The sequence below is a fragment of the Gordonia shandongensis DSM 45094 genome, from assembly GCF_000423025.1.
Lineage (GTDB): Bacteria > Actinomycetota > Actinomycetes > Mycobacteriales > Mycobacteriaceae > Gordonia > Gordonia shandongensis.
The window spans coordinates 53,841-67,442 of the sequence record NZ_AUHE01000018.1 but is presented as its reverse complement, the minus strand read 5'-3'; the positions used below and the strand labels follow the sequence as shown (position 1 = coordinate 67,442).

At 68.8% G+C, this 13,602-nt stretch carries 14 protein-coding genes and 1 riboswitch; of the genes, 7 read left to right on the top strand and 7 right to left on the bottom strand.

Going from position 1 to position 13,602, the window contains the following annotated elements:
* Positions 1–4: 4 nt before the first annotated feature.
* Together G528_RS0113605 and G528_RS17600 are read right to left on the bottom strand one after the other, a co-directional pair.
* Positions 5–850, bottom strand: a complete 846-nt coding sequence (locus tag G528_RS0113605) for an exodeoxyribonuclease III (RefSeq protein WP_026919447.1) — start codon at positions 848–850, stop codon at positions 5–7.
* 11 nt (positions 851–861) lie between these two features.
* Complete coding sequence (locus G528_RS17600) at positions 862–2,085, bottom strand: MFS transporter (protein ID WP_035720101.1); 1,224 nt, start codon at positions 2,083–2,085, stop codon at positions 862–864.
* Positions 2,086–2,504: 419 nt separating this feature from the next.
* On the opposite strand from G528_RS17600, the gene G528_RS17595 reads away from it, so the two are divergent.
* Complete coding sequence (locus tag G528_RS17595; RefSeq protein WP_245569781.1) at positions 2,505–4,238, top strand: sodium:solute symporter family protein; 1,734 nt, start codon at positions 2,505–2,507, stop codon at positions 4,236–4,238.
* Complete coding sequence (locus tag G528_RS18735; protein WP_026919446.1) at positions 4,238–4,369, top strand: putative transporter small subunit; 132 nt, start codon at positions 4,238–4,240, stop codon at positions 4,367–4,369. Before G528_RS17595 ends, G528_RS18735 begins: the two co-directional genes overlap by 1 nt.
* A 107-nt stretch (positions 4,370–4,476) precedes the next feature.
* Here the strand turns inward: G528_RS18735 and G528_RS0113580 are convergent, their stop codons facing one another.
* A complete protein-coding gene (locus G528_RS0113580) occupies positions 4,477–5,694 on the bottom strand; it encodes an NADP-dependent isocitrate dehydrogenase (protein WP_026919445.1) in 1,218 nt (405 codons plus the stop codon).
* 286 nt (positions 5,695–5,980) lie between these two features.
* Positions 5,981–6,532 carry a hypothetical protein gene (locus G528_RS0113575; RefSeq protein ID WP_156890451.1) on the bottom strand — a complete coding sequence of 184 codons (552 nt, stop codon included), beginning with the start codon at positions 6,530–6,532 and terminating at the stop codon, positions 5,981–5,983.
* Between the two features lie 197 nt (positions 6,533–6,729).
* Positions 6,730–6,846, top strand: a riboswitch (SAM riboswitch).
* A gap of 80 nt (positions 6,847–6,926) precedes the next feature.
* On the opposite strand from G528_RS0113575, the gene G528_RS0113570 reads away from it, so the two are divergent.
* Together G528_RS0113570 and metX are read left to right on the top strand one after the other, a co-directional pair.
* Positions 6,927–8,234, top strand: coding sequence for a bifunctional o-acetylhomoserine/o-acetylserine sulfhydrylase (locus G528_RS0113570; protein WP_026919443.1), 1,308 nt, complete (start codon positions 6,927–6,929; stop codon positions 8,232–8,234).
* A 34-nt stretch (positions 8,235–8,268) separates the two neighbouring features.
* A complete protein-coding gene (metX, locus tag G528_RS0113565) occupies positions 8,269–9,420 on the top strand; it encodes a homoserine O-acetyltransferase MetX (protein ID WP_026919442.1) in 1,152 nt (383 codons plus the stop codon).
* Positions 9,421–9,436: 16 nt separating this feature from the next.
* Here the strand turns inward: metX and G528_RS0113560 are convergent, their stop codons facing one another.
* Positions 9,437–9,769, bottom strand: a complete 333-nt coding sequence (locus G528_RS0113560) for a DUF3017 domain-containing protein (RefSeq protein ID WP_026919441.1) — start codon at positions 9,767–9,769, stop codon at positions 9,437–9,439.
* Entirely contained in the window at positions 9,766–10,629 is an 864-nt protein-coding gene (locus G528_RS0113555; protein WP_035720099.1) for a bifunctional methylenetetrahydrofolate dehydrogenase/methenyltetrahydrofolate cyclohydrolase, read from the bottom strand. Before G528_RS0113555 ends, G528_RS0113560 begins: the two co-directional genes overlap by 4 nt.
* A 155-nt stretch (positions 10,630–10,784) precedes the next feature.
* Here G528_RS0113555 and G528_RS0113550 point away from each other — a divergent pair, with 155 nt between their 5' ends.
* Positions 10,785–11,315 carry a hypothetical protein gene (locus tag G528_RS0113550; RefSeq protein WP_156890450.1) on the top strand — a complete coding sequence of 177 codons (531 nt, stop codon included), beginning with the start codon at positions 10,785–10,787 and terminating at the stop codon, positions 11,313–11,315.
* Positions 11,316–11,363: 48 nt separating this feature from the next.
* Here the strand turns inward: G528_RS0113550 and G528_RS18485 are convergent, their stop codons facing one another.
* Entirely contained in the window at positions 11,364–11,531 is a 168-nt protein-coding gene (locus G528_RS18485; RefSeq protein ID WP_156890449.1) for a hypothetical protein, read from the bottom strand.
* Positions 11,532–11,886: 355 nt separating this feature from the next.
* Between G528_RS18485 and G528_RS0113540 the strand changes: the two genes are divergently transcribed.
* On the top strand, positions 11,887–12,351 hold the full coding sequence (locus tag G528_RS0113540) for a tRNA (cytidine(34)-2'-O)-methyltransferase (RefSeq protein ID WP_026919438.1): 465 nt from the start codon (positions 11,887–11,889) through the stop codon (positions 12,349–12,351).
* A 124-nt stretch (positions 12,352–12,475) separates the two neighbouring features.
* Complete coding sequence (locus G528_RS0113535) at positions 12,476–13,600, top strand: citrate/2-methylcitrate synthase (protein WP_026919437.1); 1,125 nt, start codon at positions 12,476–12,478, stop codon at positions 13,598–13,600.
* Positions 13,601–13,602 lie beyond the last annotated feature (2 nt).

Genomic DNA, 13,602 nt, shown 5'->3' with positions numbered 1-13,602 from the left:
GAGATCAGTCGAAGAACGCGGTCACCGGCGCGTGATCGGACCAGCGGCGGTCGTACGCCTCGGGACGGTGGACCCGGGTCTCCCGCGTCCGGCCGGCCAGCTCCGGGGTCACCAGGTGGTAGTCGATCCGCCAGCCGGCGTCGTTGTCGAAGGCCTTTCCGCGCCACGACCACCACGCGTACGGACCGGCGACGTCGCCGTGGTGGCGTCGGGCCACATCCACCCAGCCGTCGTCGAGGACGCCGGCCACCCATTCCCGTTCGTGCGGGAGGAAGCCGGAGTTCTTGACGTTGCCCTTCCAGTTCTTGATGTCCCGCTCGTCGGGCGCGATGTTCCAGTCGCCCGCGACCACCGCGTCGCGGCCGGAGTGCAGCAGCTCGCGCAGGTACGGACCGAATTCGGCGAGGAAGCGCTTCTTCTCCTCGTACTTCTCCACGTCTTTCGGATCGTCGGTGAGGGCGGCGCCCGACGGCAGGTACAGGCTGCCGATCGTGATCGGGCCGCCGCCCAGGTCGACGTCGATCTCGAGGTAGCGGCCCGCGGTGTCGAACTCCGCACTGCCGAATCCGGTCCGGACGGCCGTCGGCTCGGTGCGCGAGAGGATCCCGACCCCGGCGCGGCCCTTGATCTGCGACTCCGTGTGCTCCAGATGCCATCCGGCGGCCAGGGCCGGGGCGAGGGCTTTGCGGGCGATCGCGTCGGTGGCGCGGACCTCCTGGAGCAGGACCACGTCGGGTCCGTACTCGTCGAGCCACGGGAGCATTCCGTGGTTGTGCTCATTGCGCTGCTTCACCGCCGCGCGGATGCCGTTGACGTTGACGGTGGTGATCGAGAAGCCGGAGTCAGTCACGAGGCCCCACTCTAGCCCGTGACGCGCTCCGGTCGGCGGGCCGTCGCCGTCGCCACGAGCAGCATGATCACACCCGCCAGCGCGAGCCCGGCGCCGGCGAGCGCCGGTGCGCGGTAGCCGAATCCGGCGGAGATCACGGCGCCGCCGAGGGCCGCCCCGATCGCATTGGCGACGTTGAGCGCCGAATGGTTGAGTGCCGCCGCGATCGTCTGCGCATCGTGGGCCACGTCCATGAGACGGGTCTGGAGTCCCGGGAGCGCGGTGGAGCCCGCGCAGCCGATCAGGAAGGTGACGATGAGCGCCGGCCAGCCGGTGGAGACGGTGAGAGCGAAGGTCACCAGCGCGGTCGCCGCCGCGGCCATCCCGATGCCGATGGCGCGGTCGCCGAACGTGTCGGCGAGTCGTCCGCCGACGTAGTTGCCGACCACCATCCCGACGCCGAAGAGCGCCAACGCCAGCGGGACGGTGCTCTCCGGCAGTCCGGCCACGGACGTGAGCGCGGTGTTGAGATAGGTGTAGAACGCGAAGAAGCCGCCGAAGCCGACCGTGCCGATCACGAGCGTCAGCCAGATCTGGCCGCGGCGGAGTCCGCGTAACTCGGTACGGGGGTCGGTGACCGTCATGGACGACAGGTGCGGGAGCACGGTCCACAGCGCGATCACGGTGACGGCGCCGATCGCGACGACGACGCCGATCGCCGCCCGCCACCCCAGGGCCTGGCCGATCCACGTCGCGGCCGGGACGCCGAGGACGTTGGCGACCGACAGTCCCATCATCACCTGGCCGACGGCCGCGGCCCGGCGGCCCGGGCCGGCCAGGTGGGCGGCGACGAGGGCGGCGACACCGAAGTACGCGCCGTGCGGGAGCCCCGCGACGAAGCGCGCGGCCAACAGCAGCGGATAGTCGGCTGCCACCAGGCTCAGGGCGTTGCCGGCGGTGAACGCGACCATGAGTCCGATGAGCAGTGAGCGGCGTGAGACGCGGGCGGCGAGCACCGCGATGACCGGGGCGCCGACGACGACACCGAGCGCGTACGCGGAGATGATGTGGCCGGCCGTCGGTTCGGCGACCCCGATGTCGTCGGCGATGTTCGGCAGGAGGCCCATGGCGACGAACTCCGTGGTGCCGATGCCGAAGCCGCCGAGAGCCAACGCGAGGATCACCCCGAGGGTGCCCCGGCGGTTCGGCGGGGCCGCGGCGGCGGGTTCGGCGACATCGACACTGGTTTCACGCACGACTGGTCAACGCTCGCGCCGGTCCGGCGATTCCCGATTCCGGGTGTGATCCCACCGATACTGCACGGATCACACTGCTACTGCACGGCTCACACTGCTACCGCACGGCTCACACTGCTACCGTCCGGATCACACTGGGGCGACCCGTCGGAAACCCTCGTACGCACGGCTGATACAACACATACACATGCTATTCCCGATTGAGAGGATTGAGAGAGTTGGAAGCCGCGACGCCCGCCGGCACCATCGACAAGCCGCCCGTCGAGGCGCCGTTCACCGGACTGCCCCCTCGGACTGACGAACTCGAGCCTCCCGACAACTGAATGGGTCTCACTTCCTGACGCACTGCGCCGGGAACCTCTCGGCGCCAGACGAGAAAGAGAACTCAGTTGTCCGATCTTCAACAACTCTCCGGTCCCGTGGTGATCGCCCTGTTCGTGGCGTTCTTCGGGACCAGCCTGTTCATCGCATTGCGGATCGGCCGCAAGACCGAGAACGCCGACGGCTACATGACCGGCGGCGGACGAATCGGCTTCGGCATCTCCGCCGCATCGATGACCGCTACCTGGATCTGGGCCGCGTCGATGTACGCGTCGGCCGAATCCGGGTACACCTACGGGATCTCCGGCCCCATCCACTACGGATTGTGGGGCGCGCTGATGATTCTGCTGATCTACCCGTTCGGTAAGCGGATCCGCGCGGTCGCACCGCGCGCCCACACCATCGCCGAAGTGATGTTCGCCCGGCACGGACGGTCGAGCCAGCTGCTGCTGGCCGGCTCCAACGTGCTCGGCAGCATCATCAGCCTCACGGCGAACCTCATCGCCGGCGGTGCGCTGATCGACATGCTCTCACCGTTCACGTTCACCCAGGGTGTGATCGCGATCGGCGGCGGCGTGCTGCTCTACACCCTGTGGTCGGGCTTCCGCGCATCGGTGCTGACCGACTTCGTCCAGGTGGTCTTCATGCTGGGCGCGGTCGTCATCATCATCCCGGTGGTCTTCTTCGCGGCCGGCGGCCCCGACCTGTTCACGGAGGGGGCGGCCAACCTCACGCCGTCGCAGAAGAACTTCTTCTCCTCCGACGCGTTCTACAACCAGGGTGCGCCGTACATCGCCGCGGTGCTGGCATACGCGATCGGCAACCAGACGATCGCACAGCGTCTGTTCGCGGTCCGCGAGGATCTGATCAAGAAGACGTTCGTCACCGCGACCTTCGGCTACGGCTCGGCGATCATCGGCATCGGCATGCTCGGCGTGATCGCGCTGTACTCGGGTGACAGCCCCTCGGACGGCGACGTCAACAACCTGATCCCGCAGCTCGCCGCCACCTATCTGCCGACGGCGCTGCTGTGCCTGTTCTTCATCATGATCATCGGTTCGCTCTCGTCGACCGCCGACGCCGACATGACGGCGCTGGCGTCGATCGTGATGGCCGACATCTACGGACAGCAGGTGGGGCGCAGGCACGCCGACCCCCGCAAGATGGTCTTCATCGGCCGCATCACGATGATCGTGGCGACGGTGACGGCGATGTACTTCGCCGGGTCGAGTTTCAACATCCTCGACCTCCTGGTGTTCGTCGGCGCCCTGTGGGGTGCACTCGTGTTCCCCGTCATCACGAGCTTCTACTGGAACCGGGTCACCAACCTGGCGTTCAGCGTGGCGGTGGTGACCGCGGTCGCGGTGTTCCTGCCGGTCCGGTTCGAGTGGGTCTCGCTCGACGGCGGCTTCGGTGTGGTCGTCGACGTGCTCTCGACGATCGGTGTCGGCGTCGTCGCCGGCCTCATGGTGTTCGGTTTCCTCGGGCTGCGACCCGCGATCGCGGTGGGCGTCATCGCGCCGATCGCCATCGCGCCGTTCAGCATCGGGTTCCTGCACCAGTACGCCGTGCTGTCCGGGTCGCTGGTGGCGTACGCGGTCAGCACCCTGGTGTGCCTGGCGATCACGATGGCGAACACGACGAGACGCTTCGACTTCGCCGTCATCGCCGAGACGACCGGCGACTTCGATGATCGTCACGAGATCGACGTCGACCTGGGTGCGGAACACGCGACCGCGCCTGCCGCCGTCACCACCGGTTCGGGTGTCGCCGTCGACGACACCGACGACGACCGCGACACGGACCTCGACACCGACAAGGAGAAGATCTGATGAGCGAGTTCTGGTTGACCCTGTACGTCCTGGTGTGGCCCGTGCTCACCCTGGGAACGCTGTCGGTGATCGTCCGCGGCTTCTACCGGGAGTGGCGCAAGGCCCGCGACGAGGGACGCACCATCATCTGACGCGGTCCCCGTCGCGGCCCGCGACCGACGCGAGACCGGCCCCGTTCCGATCGGAACGGGGCCGGTCTCGTATCACGGTGCGGTCGGCGATCGTCGTCGCCGTGCGGTCAGCGGCGGGCGATCTGCAGATTCTCGTCGAGCGCGCCGAGGAACTCCTCGGTGGTCAGGTACGACTGGTCCCCGCCGACCAGGAGCGCGAGATCCTTTGTCATCTTGCCGGACTCGACGGTCTTGATGACCACGTCCTCGAGCTGCTCGGCGAACTCTCGCACCTCGGGGGTGTTGTCGAGCTTGCCGCGGTGGTCGAGTCCGCGCGTCCAGGCGAAGATCGACGCGATCGGGTTGGTCGAGGTCGGCTTGCCCTGCTGGTGCTGACGGTAGTGGCGGGTGACGGTGCCGTGCGCCGCCTCGGCCTCGCAGGTCTTGCCGTCCGGGGTCATCAGCACCGAGGTCATCAGCCCCAGCGAGCCGTACCCCTGCGCGACGGTGTCGGACTGGACGTCGCCGTCGTAGTTCTTGCACGCCCAGACGTAGCCGCCCTCCCACTTGAGCGAGGAGGCCACCATGTCGTCGATGAGCCGGTGCTCGTAGTGCAGGCCGGCGGCGTCGAACTCGCTCTTGAACTCGCGATCGAAGACGTCCTGGAAGATGTCCTTGAATGCGCCGTCGTACGCCTTGAGGATCGTGTTCTTGGTCGACAGGTACACCGGGTAGTTGCGCTGCAATCCGTAGTTGAACGATGCGCGCGCGAAGTCCTCGATGGACTTGTTGAAGTTGTACATGCCCATGACGACGCCGCCCTCGTCCGGGATCTTCACGATCTCGTGCTCGATGGGCTCACTGCCGTCGTCCGGGGTGTAGGTGATGGTGACCGTGCCGGCCGAGGGGACCTTGAAGTCGGTCGCGCGGTACTGGTCGCCGAACGCGTGGCGGCCGACGACGACGGGCTTGGTCCAGCCCGGGACGAGCCGCGGAACGTTCGAGATCAGGATCGGTGCGCGGAAGATGGTGCCGCCGAGGATGTTGCGGATGGTGCCGTTGGGCGAGCGCCACATCTGCTTGAGGCCGAACTCCTCGACGCGCGCCTCGTCGGGGGTGATCGTCGCGCATTTGACGCCGACGCCGTGCTTCTGGATCGCATGCGCCGAGTCGACCGTGACCTGGTCGTCGGTGGCGTCGCGGTGCTCGACGCCGAGGTCGTAGTACTCGAGGTTGACGTCGAGGTACGGGTGGATCAACTTCTCCTTGATGAACTGCCAGATGATCCGCGTCATCTCGTCGCCGTCGAGTTCGACGACGGTGCCCTCGACCTTGATCTTGCCCATATGGCTCAGTGCCCTCCTCGGCGGTCGACCGCGCTCTGTGTGCCGCGCGGCTCCTCTGCGGAATCCGGGCCCGACGTGGATCTCACGTGGTGGTCCCGCACCCCTAGTCTGATGACTTAGCTGTCTGATGTATTCACCGCGCCGAATCAGTGACCCGGCGCACTATTCACGTCCAAGGTAGTACGCCCGGCCACTCCACGCTGAGCAGCACTTAATAGAACGGCCGTACTGTTTACCGAGCATATCTCATCGCCCCCATGCGACCGAGCGATCGTGCAAACCCGCGTCACGCCCATCCGACGGCGGTCAAGGCGATGTCGAGCAGCCGCCGCGAATCGAGCATCGGGAACGTCGCCTCCACGTGCCCGAGCTCGGTCGGCGGGACCAGAACCGGCGCGTCACGACCGTCCGGGTCGAGTCCCGCGCCGACCGTGACGCCGACGGTGAGGTCGTCGCTGCGACCCCAGTCGCGCGCGACGTCGACCTGGAGGACGCCGCCGACGGTCACCGACGCGTCGATGCTCAACGGGTCCGTCGTCCAGTCTCGGTCCACCGGCCGGTCACGCTCGGGGGTCCGGTCACGCTCGGGGGTGCGGGCAGGCGCGGGATTCGGCGCGTCGACCGAAGTCTGCGCCGGGGCCGGGACCTGAGCCTGAGCGGCGGCCGGGATCTGAGCGTGAGCGGCAGCCGGGGCCGGGGCCTGAGCGTGAGCCGTGGCGGGCGCCACGGCGACGCCGCCGACGACCAGAGCCGAGCACACCGCCGGCAGCGCGACGGCGCGAACTGCACGCGGGGAGAGCGGGGACGACGCACCGGACGGTGCAGGCGATGAAGTCACGACGACGATCTTCCCCCACCGATGTCGCCGCCGGCCACCCGCGTCGACGATGTGGGCAACCGTTCTCCACTCGGTCACCGGAGCGTCGGAGAGAATTCACCCGTCCTAGCACAGCACGCGGCGGTTGGGAAGGGTTTCACCCAGTGGACCCCAGTCCGTTTCGGGCGTCTTCGGCGGCTGATATACCCTCACCATCAGGTCATGAGCGTCAGCACTGAGCCCCGGCTTGCTGACCGGCAACCCTCCAACCGCGGTGGGGTGCTCCGGGTGATGACCTGGCTGCGACAACCCCGTCGCCGCAGCAAGCGCGGGTCCGAAGGTCGGACCCTGGAGCGAACGCCGCCGCCCGCCCCGGGGCGCACGGCGGCCCCCGACCAAGAAAGTGATGCCGTCCATGTCTGACGCCTCCCAGTGGAGTTTCGAGACCAACCAGGTTCACGCAGGACAGGTCGTCGACGCGACCGCCAAGGCGCGCGCCCTGCCGATCTACCAGACCACCTCGTTCGTCTTCGACGACACCGACCACGCGGCCAACCTGTTCGCGCTGGCCGAGCCCGGCAACATCTACACCCGCATCATGAACCCCACCCAGGACACCACCGAGCAGCGGCTCGCGGCCCTGGGCGGCGGCGTCGCGGCACTGCTGGTCGCCTCGGGGATGGCGGCGACCACCTACGCGATCCAGAACATCGTCGAGGCCGGCGGCCACGTCGTCTCCAGCCCGCGCGTGTACGGCGGCACCTACAACCTCTTCCAGCACACCCTGCCGAAGTTCGGCATCGAGGTGACCTTCGTCGAGGATCCCGACGACCTCGAGTCGTGGCGCGCCGCGATCAAGCCGAACACCCGCGCGGTGTTCGCCGAGACCATCTCGAACCCCCACAACCAGATCCTCGACATCGACGGACTCGCCTCGGTCGCCCACGACAACAGCCTCCCGCTGATCGTCGACAACACCGTCGCCACCCCGTACCTGCTCAACCCGATCGCCCACGGCGCCGACGTCGTGGTCCACTCGGCCACCAAGTACATCGGCGGCCACGGCACCGCGATCGGCGGCGTCATCATCGACGGCGGCACCTTCGACTGGCGCGTCCAGCGCGACGGTCAGGATCTGTTCCCCGGATTCACCACTCCCGACCCGAGCTACAACGGCGTCGTCTACGCGGATCTGGGCGCACCCGCCTACGCGCTCAAGGCACGCGTGCAGCTGCTCCGCGACACCGGTGCGGCCATCGCCCCGTTCAACGCCTTCCTCCTCGCCCAGGGCATCGAGACCCTGAGCCTGCGTGTGGAGCGGCACGTCGAGAACGCGCAGAAGGTCGCCGATTACCTCGAAGGCCACCAGCAGGTCACCTCCGTCTCGTACGCCGGACTGAAGTCGTCGCCGTACTACGAGCTCGCCCAGCGGATCATGCCGAAGGGTGCCGGCGCCATCGTGTCGTTCGAGATCGAGGGCGGCGTGGAAGCGGGCAAGGCGTTCGTCAACGCGCTGAAGCTGCACAGCCACGTCGCCAACATCGGTGACGTCCGGTCGCTGGTGATCCACCCGGCGTCGACGACCCACAGCCAGCTGTCCGCCGAGGATCAGCTCGCCGCGGGCGTCACCCCGGGCCTCGTCCGGCTGGCCGTCGGCATCGAGGGCATCGACGACATCCTGGCCGACCTGGCCGAGGGGTTCACGGCCGCCGCCGGCGCCTGACACTCGCAACCACTTCGACGGAAGGAGACGGCCGGTGTCGGTCGACATCGACGCCGCCACGACGGTGAGCGACCCCGACTGGGAGGATCTCCCCGACGGGTCGCAGACCGCGGTCTCGATCGGCGCTCTGGCACTCGACTCCGGTGCCGAGCTGCCGAACGTCACCGTCACCTTCCAGAAGTGGGGCACCCCGACCGCGGCGCGCGACAACGTGGTCCTCGCGTTGCACGCGTTGACCGGGAACTCCCACGTCACCGGGCCCGCCGACGAGCGTTTCTCGATGACCGGCTGGTGGGACGGACTCATCGGTCCGGGTTGTGCCGTCGACACCGACGAGTGGTGCGTCGTGGCCCCCAACGCGATCGGCGGATGCTACGGCTCCACCGGTCCGGGGGCGTCGGCCCCGGACGGACGCCCATGGGGGTCGCGGTTTCCGCGGCTGACCGTCCGCGACCTGGTGCGAGCCGAGGCCGCGGCGTTCACGCGCGCCGGCATCCCCCGGTTCGCCGCGATCGCCGGCGGCTCGATGGGCGGGGCCCGCGTCCTGGAATGGCAGGTCACCCACCCCGATCGGGTGGCGGCGTCTCTCGTCCTGGCCGTCGGCGCGCGAGCGAGTGCCGATCAGATCGGCACCCAGACCACGCAGATCGCGGCGATCACGGCCGATCCGGACTGGCTCGGCGGCGACTACTACGAGTCGGGTCGCACACCGCTGACCGGGATGGGCATCGCTCGACGGATCGCACACCTGAGTTATCGGAGCGACGCGGAACTCGACGCGCGCTTCGCGAATCACCCGCAGGACGGTGAGCATCCGCTCGCCGGCGGCCGTTATGCGATCACGAGCTACCTCGAGCATCAGGCGCACAAGCTGGGCACCCGCTTCGATCCCGGCGCCTACGTACAGCTCAGCGAAGTCCTCAACAATCACGATGTCGGCCGCGGCCGCGGCGGCGTGGCCGCCGCCCTGGCGGGCTGCGATGTGCCCACCATCGTCGGGGGCGTCGACTCCGACCGCCTGTATCCGCTGGCCCAGCAGGAGGAGATCGCCCGCGAACTGGGGAACTGCGTCGGCGGTCTGCGCATCATCCGATCCGCTGCGGGCCACGACGGTTTCCTCACCGAGAAGGAGCCGGTCGCGGCGCTTCTCGCGGAGACCCTCGACCTGTCCGGGCCGCGGGCCTGACGTTAGCCGACCGCCCTCAGGCCGTCCCCAGCGAGTCGATGGACGTCGACAGCCACAGGACCGCGGCGCCCATCGCACCCATGGCGACGACGTCGAACACTCGGCTGCGCACCTGCAGCAGACCGACGCGACCCGACGGCAGGAAGGCGCGGAAGACGGCCCCCAGGATGAGTGCCGATCCGCAGACGAAGGTGCCGCGGCGCCAACGGTCGATCACGACCAGGACCACGCCGACGAGGATCACCGACAGCACGATGTAGTACGGGATCCCGACGATGAAGCGGTGGAGGCGGCGTGCGCGACGCACCGACTCGACGTCTCCGGTGGCAGTCGGATCGACGGGGGTCATCGGCGTCCGTCCGCGGCCTGCGACTCGGCCCGTTCCACGACGTTCGCCAGCAGGAAGGCCCGCGTCAGCGGCCCCACCCCGCCGGGGTTCGGCGACACCGCGCCGGCAACGTCCCACACGTCGGGGTGCACGTCGCCGGTGAGCTTTCCGTCGACGCGGCTGACGCCCACGTCGACGACCGCGGCGCCCGGCTTCACCATGTCGGGGGTGATCAGGTGTCCGACCCCGGCGGCGGCGACCACGATGTCCGCGCGGCCCACCTCCGCGGCCAGATCGCGGGTTCCGGTGTGGCACAGGGTCACGGTGGCGTTCTCACTGCGCCGCGTGAGCAGCAGGCCGATGGGGCGACCGATCGTCACGCCGCGGCCGACGACGGCCACGCGCGCACCGTCGAGGGGGATGTCGTAGCGGCGCAGCAGGTGGATGACGCCCCGGGGCGTGCACGGCAGCGTCGAGGCCTTGCCGAGGACGAGGCGACCGAGATTGATCGGGTGCAGGCCGTCTGCGTCCTTCTCGGGAGCGATGCGTTCGAGCGCCGCGTTCTCGTCGAGATGAGCGGGCAGCGGGAGTTGGACGATGTACCCGGTGCAGGCGGGGTCGGCGTTGAGTTCGTCGATCGCGGCGTCGAGGTCGTCGGCGCTCGCGTCCGCGGGCAGGTCCTTGCGGATGGACGCGATGCCGACCTTGGCGCAGTCGGAGTGCTTGCCCTTCACGTACGAGCGGGATCCGGGGTCGTCGCCGACCAGAATGGTGCCCAGGCCGGGGGTGATGCCGGCCTCCGCCAGCCGCTCCACGCGGGCCGTCAGGTCGGTGAAGATCTCGTCGCGGGTGAGTTTGCCGTCCAGTCGAATCGCCGTCACGGGGCTCCATTCTTCCACTGGCGTCCCGCCGATCCCACCCGGACCGCCGATCGGGCGTGGCCGACGGCGTCCGCGCCACCGCATCCGATGACCGAATAGTCCGGTCTCGGCGTGGGAGTCCCCCGCCGTGCCGATCCGTGGACCACACTCGCACCATGACAGCAACGATGCTCACGGCGCCGATCGAACACTCCCTGGTTTCCGTCCCGACCGCGCAGATCCTGTCGACCGTCACGGCGGTCGCGGCGGTGGCGATCGGCACCGCGATCGTCGCGGCCATCCCCCACGCCCTCGCCGGGCTCGGGGCGGCACGCGCGCATCGCATGCTGCGCGACGACATCCAGATCCTCGCCGCACTCGACGAGTCGGTCGCCGGTCGCGAGAAGATGGCCGCGGAAGTGGAGCTGCGGTCGCGGATCGCATTGGACGCCGCGGCGAACGCCCAGTGCTACAGCAAGGCCACCGCGGCGCTGCGGCGCACCTGGGTGTGTCTGATCGTCGCCGCCGGTTCGGCGTTGCTGACCGACGACGTCTTCGACGTGTCCGTTGACATCCAAGGCGGCGCGAGTGCGCTCGCCGCGGTCTCGCTCGTCGTCGGCATCTTTCAACTCTTCTCGAGCGTGGTCCACTGGGGCGCGGCGAAGGCGAGTCGGAAGACACCGAGCGGCGGCGGGGAAACTCGGTAGCCGCCGCTGCCGGGCTTCAGGTTCGCCCGGCTTCAGGTTCGCCCGGAGTCAGGCAGCGGCGGCAGCCGTCTGCGAGCGTGCGACGGCGAGGAATTCCTCGACGGTCACGTAGAAGCCGGTCGCGTCGTCGATCTGAAACCACACGGTCTGCTTGGGATCCAGTGCGGTCAGGTCGTCGGCGATGGTCGGTGAGATGGTGGTGGTACGCATGGTCATGCCTCCTGGCACGGTTCGAACGGCAGGGATCGTCCCCTGCGGAAAAAGGTCACGGGTCTTCGGTACTCCGGTGGCAGCCGTGTCGACGGTCTGCATGAGGTTCTCTCGATGACTCGCCTGCGCCGGACGGCGCGCGATTCACGACCCTGGAACTCCTCGGGAGATTCGTCACTGCGTCGGCGGATCGTGAGAGGATCAACGCCTAATCGATGACGGAATGAACCCATTCTCGCACGATCGTTCGAACCGTGTCAACGTTCGATCCCAGCGCCCGATTCTCCAGCGCCCGATTCTCCAGCGCCCGCTCGCTCCCCCGGTGGTCGACGCCCCTGCGCGGCGGGCATAGGATCGCCCCGTGTTCCGGATCGTCTTCTTCGCGCCCTGCATCCCGCCGAACACCGGCAATGCGATTCGGATCGCCGCCAACACCGGCTGCGAGCTGCACCTCGTCGAACCCCTCGGCTTCACCATGACCGACGCCCAGGTGCGCCGCGCGGGCCTGGACTATCACGAGATGGCGCACGTCACGGTCCACCCGGACCTGGATGCGGCGTGGGAGACGCTGCGGCCGACACGCGTGTTCGCCTTCACCGCGCACGCCTCCCGCTTCCACACCGACGTCTCCTACCAACCGGGCGACGTCCTGCTGTTCGGCCCCGAGCCGACCGGGCTTCCCGACGAGGTCCTCGACGACCCGCACGTCACCGACCGACTGCGAATCCCCATGCTCCCCGACCGCCGGTCGATGAACCTCGCCAACGCGACGAGCGTCGCACTCTACGAGGCCTGGCGGCAGCACGACTTCCGCGGCGCCGTCTGACACCCCTGCCGTCTGACAACCCTGCGCCCACACTCATCGCACCCCCGATACCGCTCACCGACCTGCGGCGACGATCGACCCCGAAGCATTGCGGCGGTGGGCGCCCGAGCGCAGACTCATCACCATGAACTCACCGATCACCGTTCCCCGGGGCCTGAAGAACGTGATCGTCACCGACACCACCATCGGCGACGTACGCGGCGACGAAGGGTTCTACCACTACCGCGAATACGACGCGACGCAACTCGCGCGCACCCGGACCTTCGAGGACGTCTGGCACCTCATGGTTCACGGGCACCTGCCCGACGCCGCAGAATCCGCCGCCTTCGCCGAACGCGTCGGCGCACTGAGGGTGCTCTCCGGCACCACCGTCGACCTGCTGCGGAACGTGGTGACCGCCGACGTGGAGCCCCTCGCCGCCCTGCGCGTGGCGCTGGCGACCGAAGGCATCACCGAACGGCCGCTGTTCGACCTCACACCCGAGCAGCGCGGCGAGGCCGCACTGCGATACGCCGCACTCGCGCCGACCGTCGTGGCCGCCGCGCACCGGTTGGCGCGCGGACTCGACGTCATCGACGCCGACCCGGACAGCTCCCACACCGCCGACTACCTCCGGATGGCCACCGGCTCCGCCGACCCGGCAGCCGTCGAAGCCCTGCAGACCTACCTCGTGACGACCATCGACCACGGCTTCAACGCATCGACCTTCGCCGGCCGGGTGGTCGCCTCGTCCGGATCGGACATCACCTCATCGCTGCTCGGTGCGCTCGGCGCCTTCCTCGGACCGCTGCACGGCGGGGCCCCGGGGCGGGCACTGGCCGCACTCGACGAGATCGGCGAGCCGGCGAACACCCGAGACTGGGTGCGCGACAAGATCGCCGCCGGCGAGGTCATCATGGGTTTCGGGCACGCCGTGTACCGCACACACGACCCCCGGGCGGAACTGCTCAAAGAGGTCGTCACGCAGCGATACGACTCACCGCTCGTGCGGCGCGCGACCGCCGTCGAATCGGAGATCGAGACCGCGATCAACGACCTCAAACCCGGCCGCAAGCTCTACGCCAACGTCGAGTACTACGCCGGCGTGCTCATGAGCGAGGTCGGGCTGCCGCCCGAGATGTTCACCCCCACGTTCGGGGTCGCGCGGATCGTCGGCTGGGCGGCCAACATCCTCGAACAGGCCGCCGAGGGCAAGATCATCCGGCCGATCGCCCGCTACGTCGGCCCCGAACCCCGACGAGGGAGCTGAGC

Excerpts from the sequence above, each read along its gene's own strand:
- G528_RS0113535 (WP_026919437.1), top strand. The coding sequence starts at position 12,476 with ATGAACTCACCGATCACCGTTCCCCGGGGCCTGAAGAACGTGATCGTC.
- G528_RS0113570 (WP_026919443.1), top strand. The coding sequence starts at position 6,927 with ATGTCTGACGCCTCCCAGTGGAGTTTCGAGACCAACCAGGTTCACGCA.
- G528_RS18735 (WP_026919446.1), top strand. The coding sequence starts at position 4,238 with ATGAGCGAGTTCTGGTTGACCCTGTACGTCCTGGTGTGGCCCGTGCTC.
- G528_RS0113580 (WP_026919445.1), bottom strand. The coding sequence starts at position 5,694 with ATGGGCAAGATCAAGGTCGAGGGCACCGTCGTCGAACTCGACGGCGAC.
- G528_RS18485 (WP_156890449.1), bottom strand. The coding sequence starts at position 11,531 with ATGACCATGCGTACCACCACCATCTCACCGACCATCGCCGACGACCTG.
- G528_RS0113550 (WP_156890450.1), top strand. The coding sequence starts at position 10,785 with ATGACAGCAACGATGCTCACGGCGCCGATCGAACACTCCCTGGTTTCC.
- G528_RS0113560 (WP_026919441.1), bottom strand. The coding sequence starts at position 9,769 with ATGACCCCCGTCGATCCGACTGCCACCGGAGACGTCGAGTCGGTGCGT.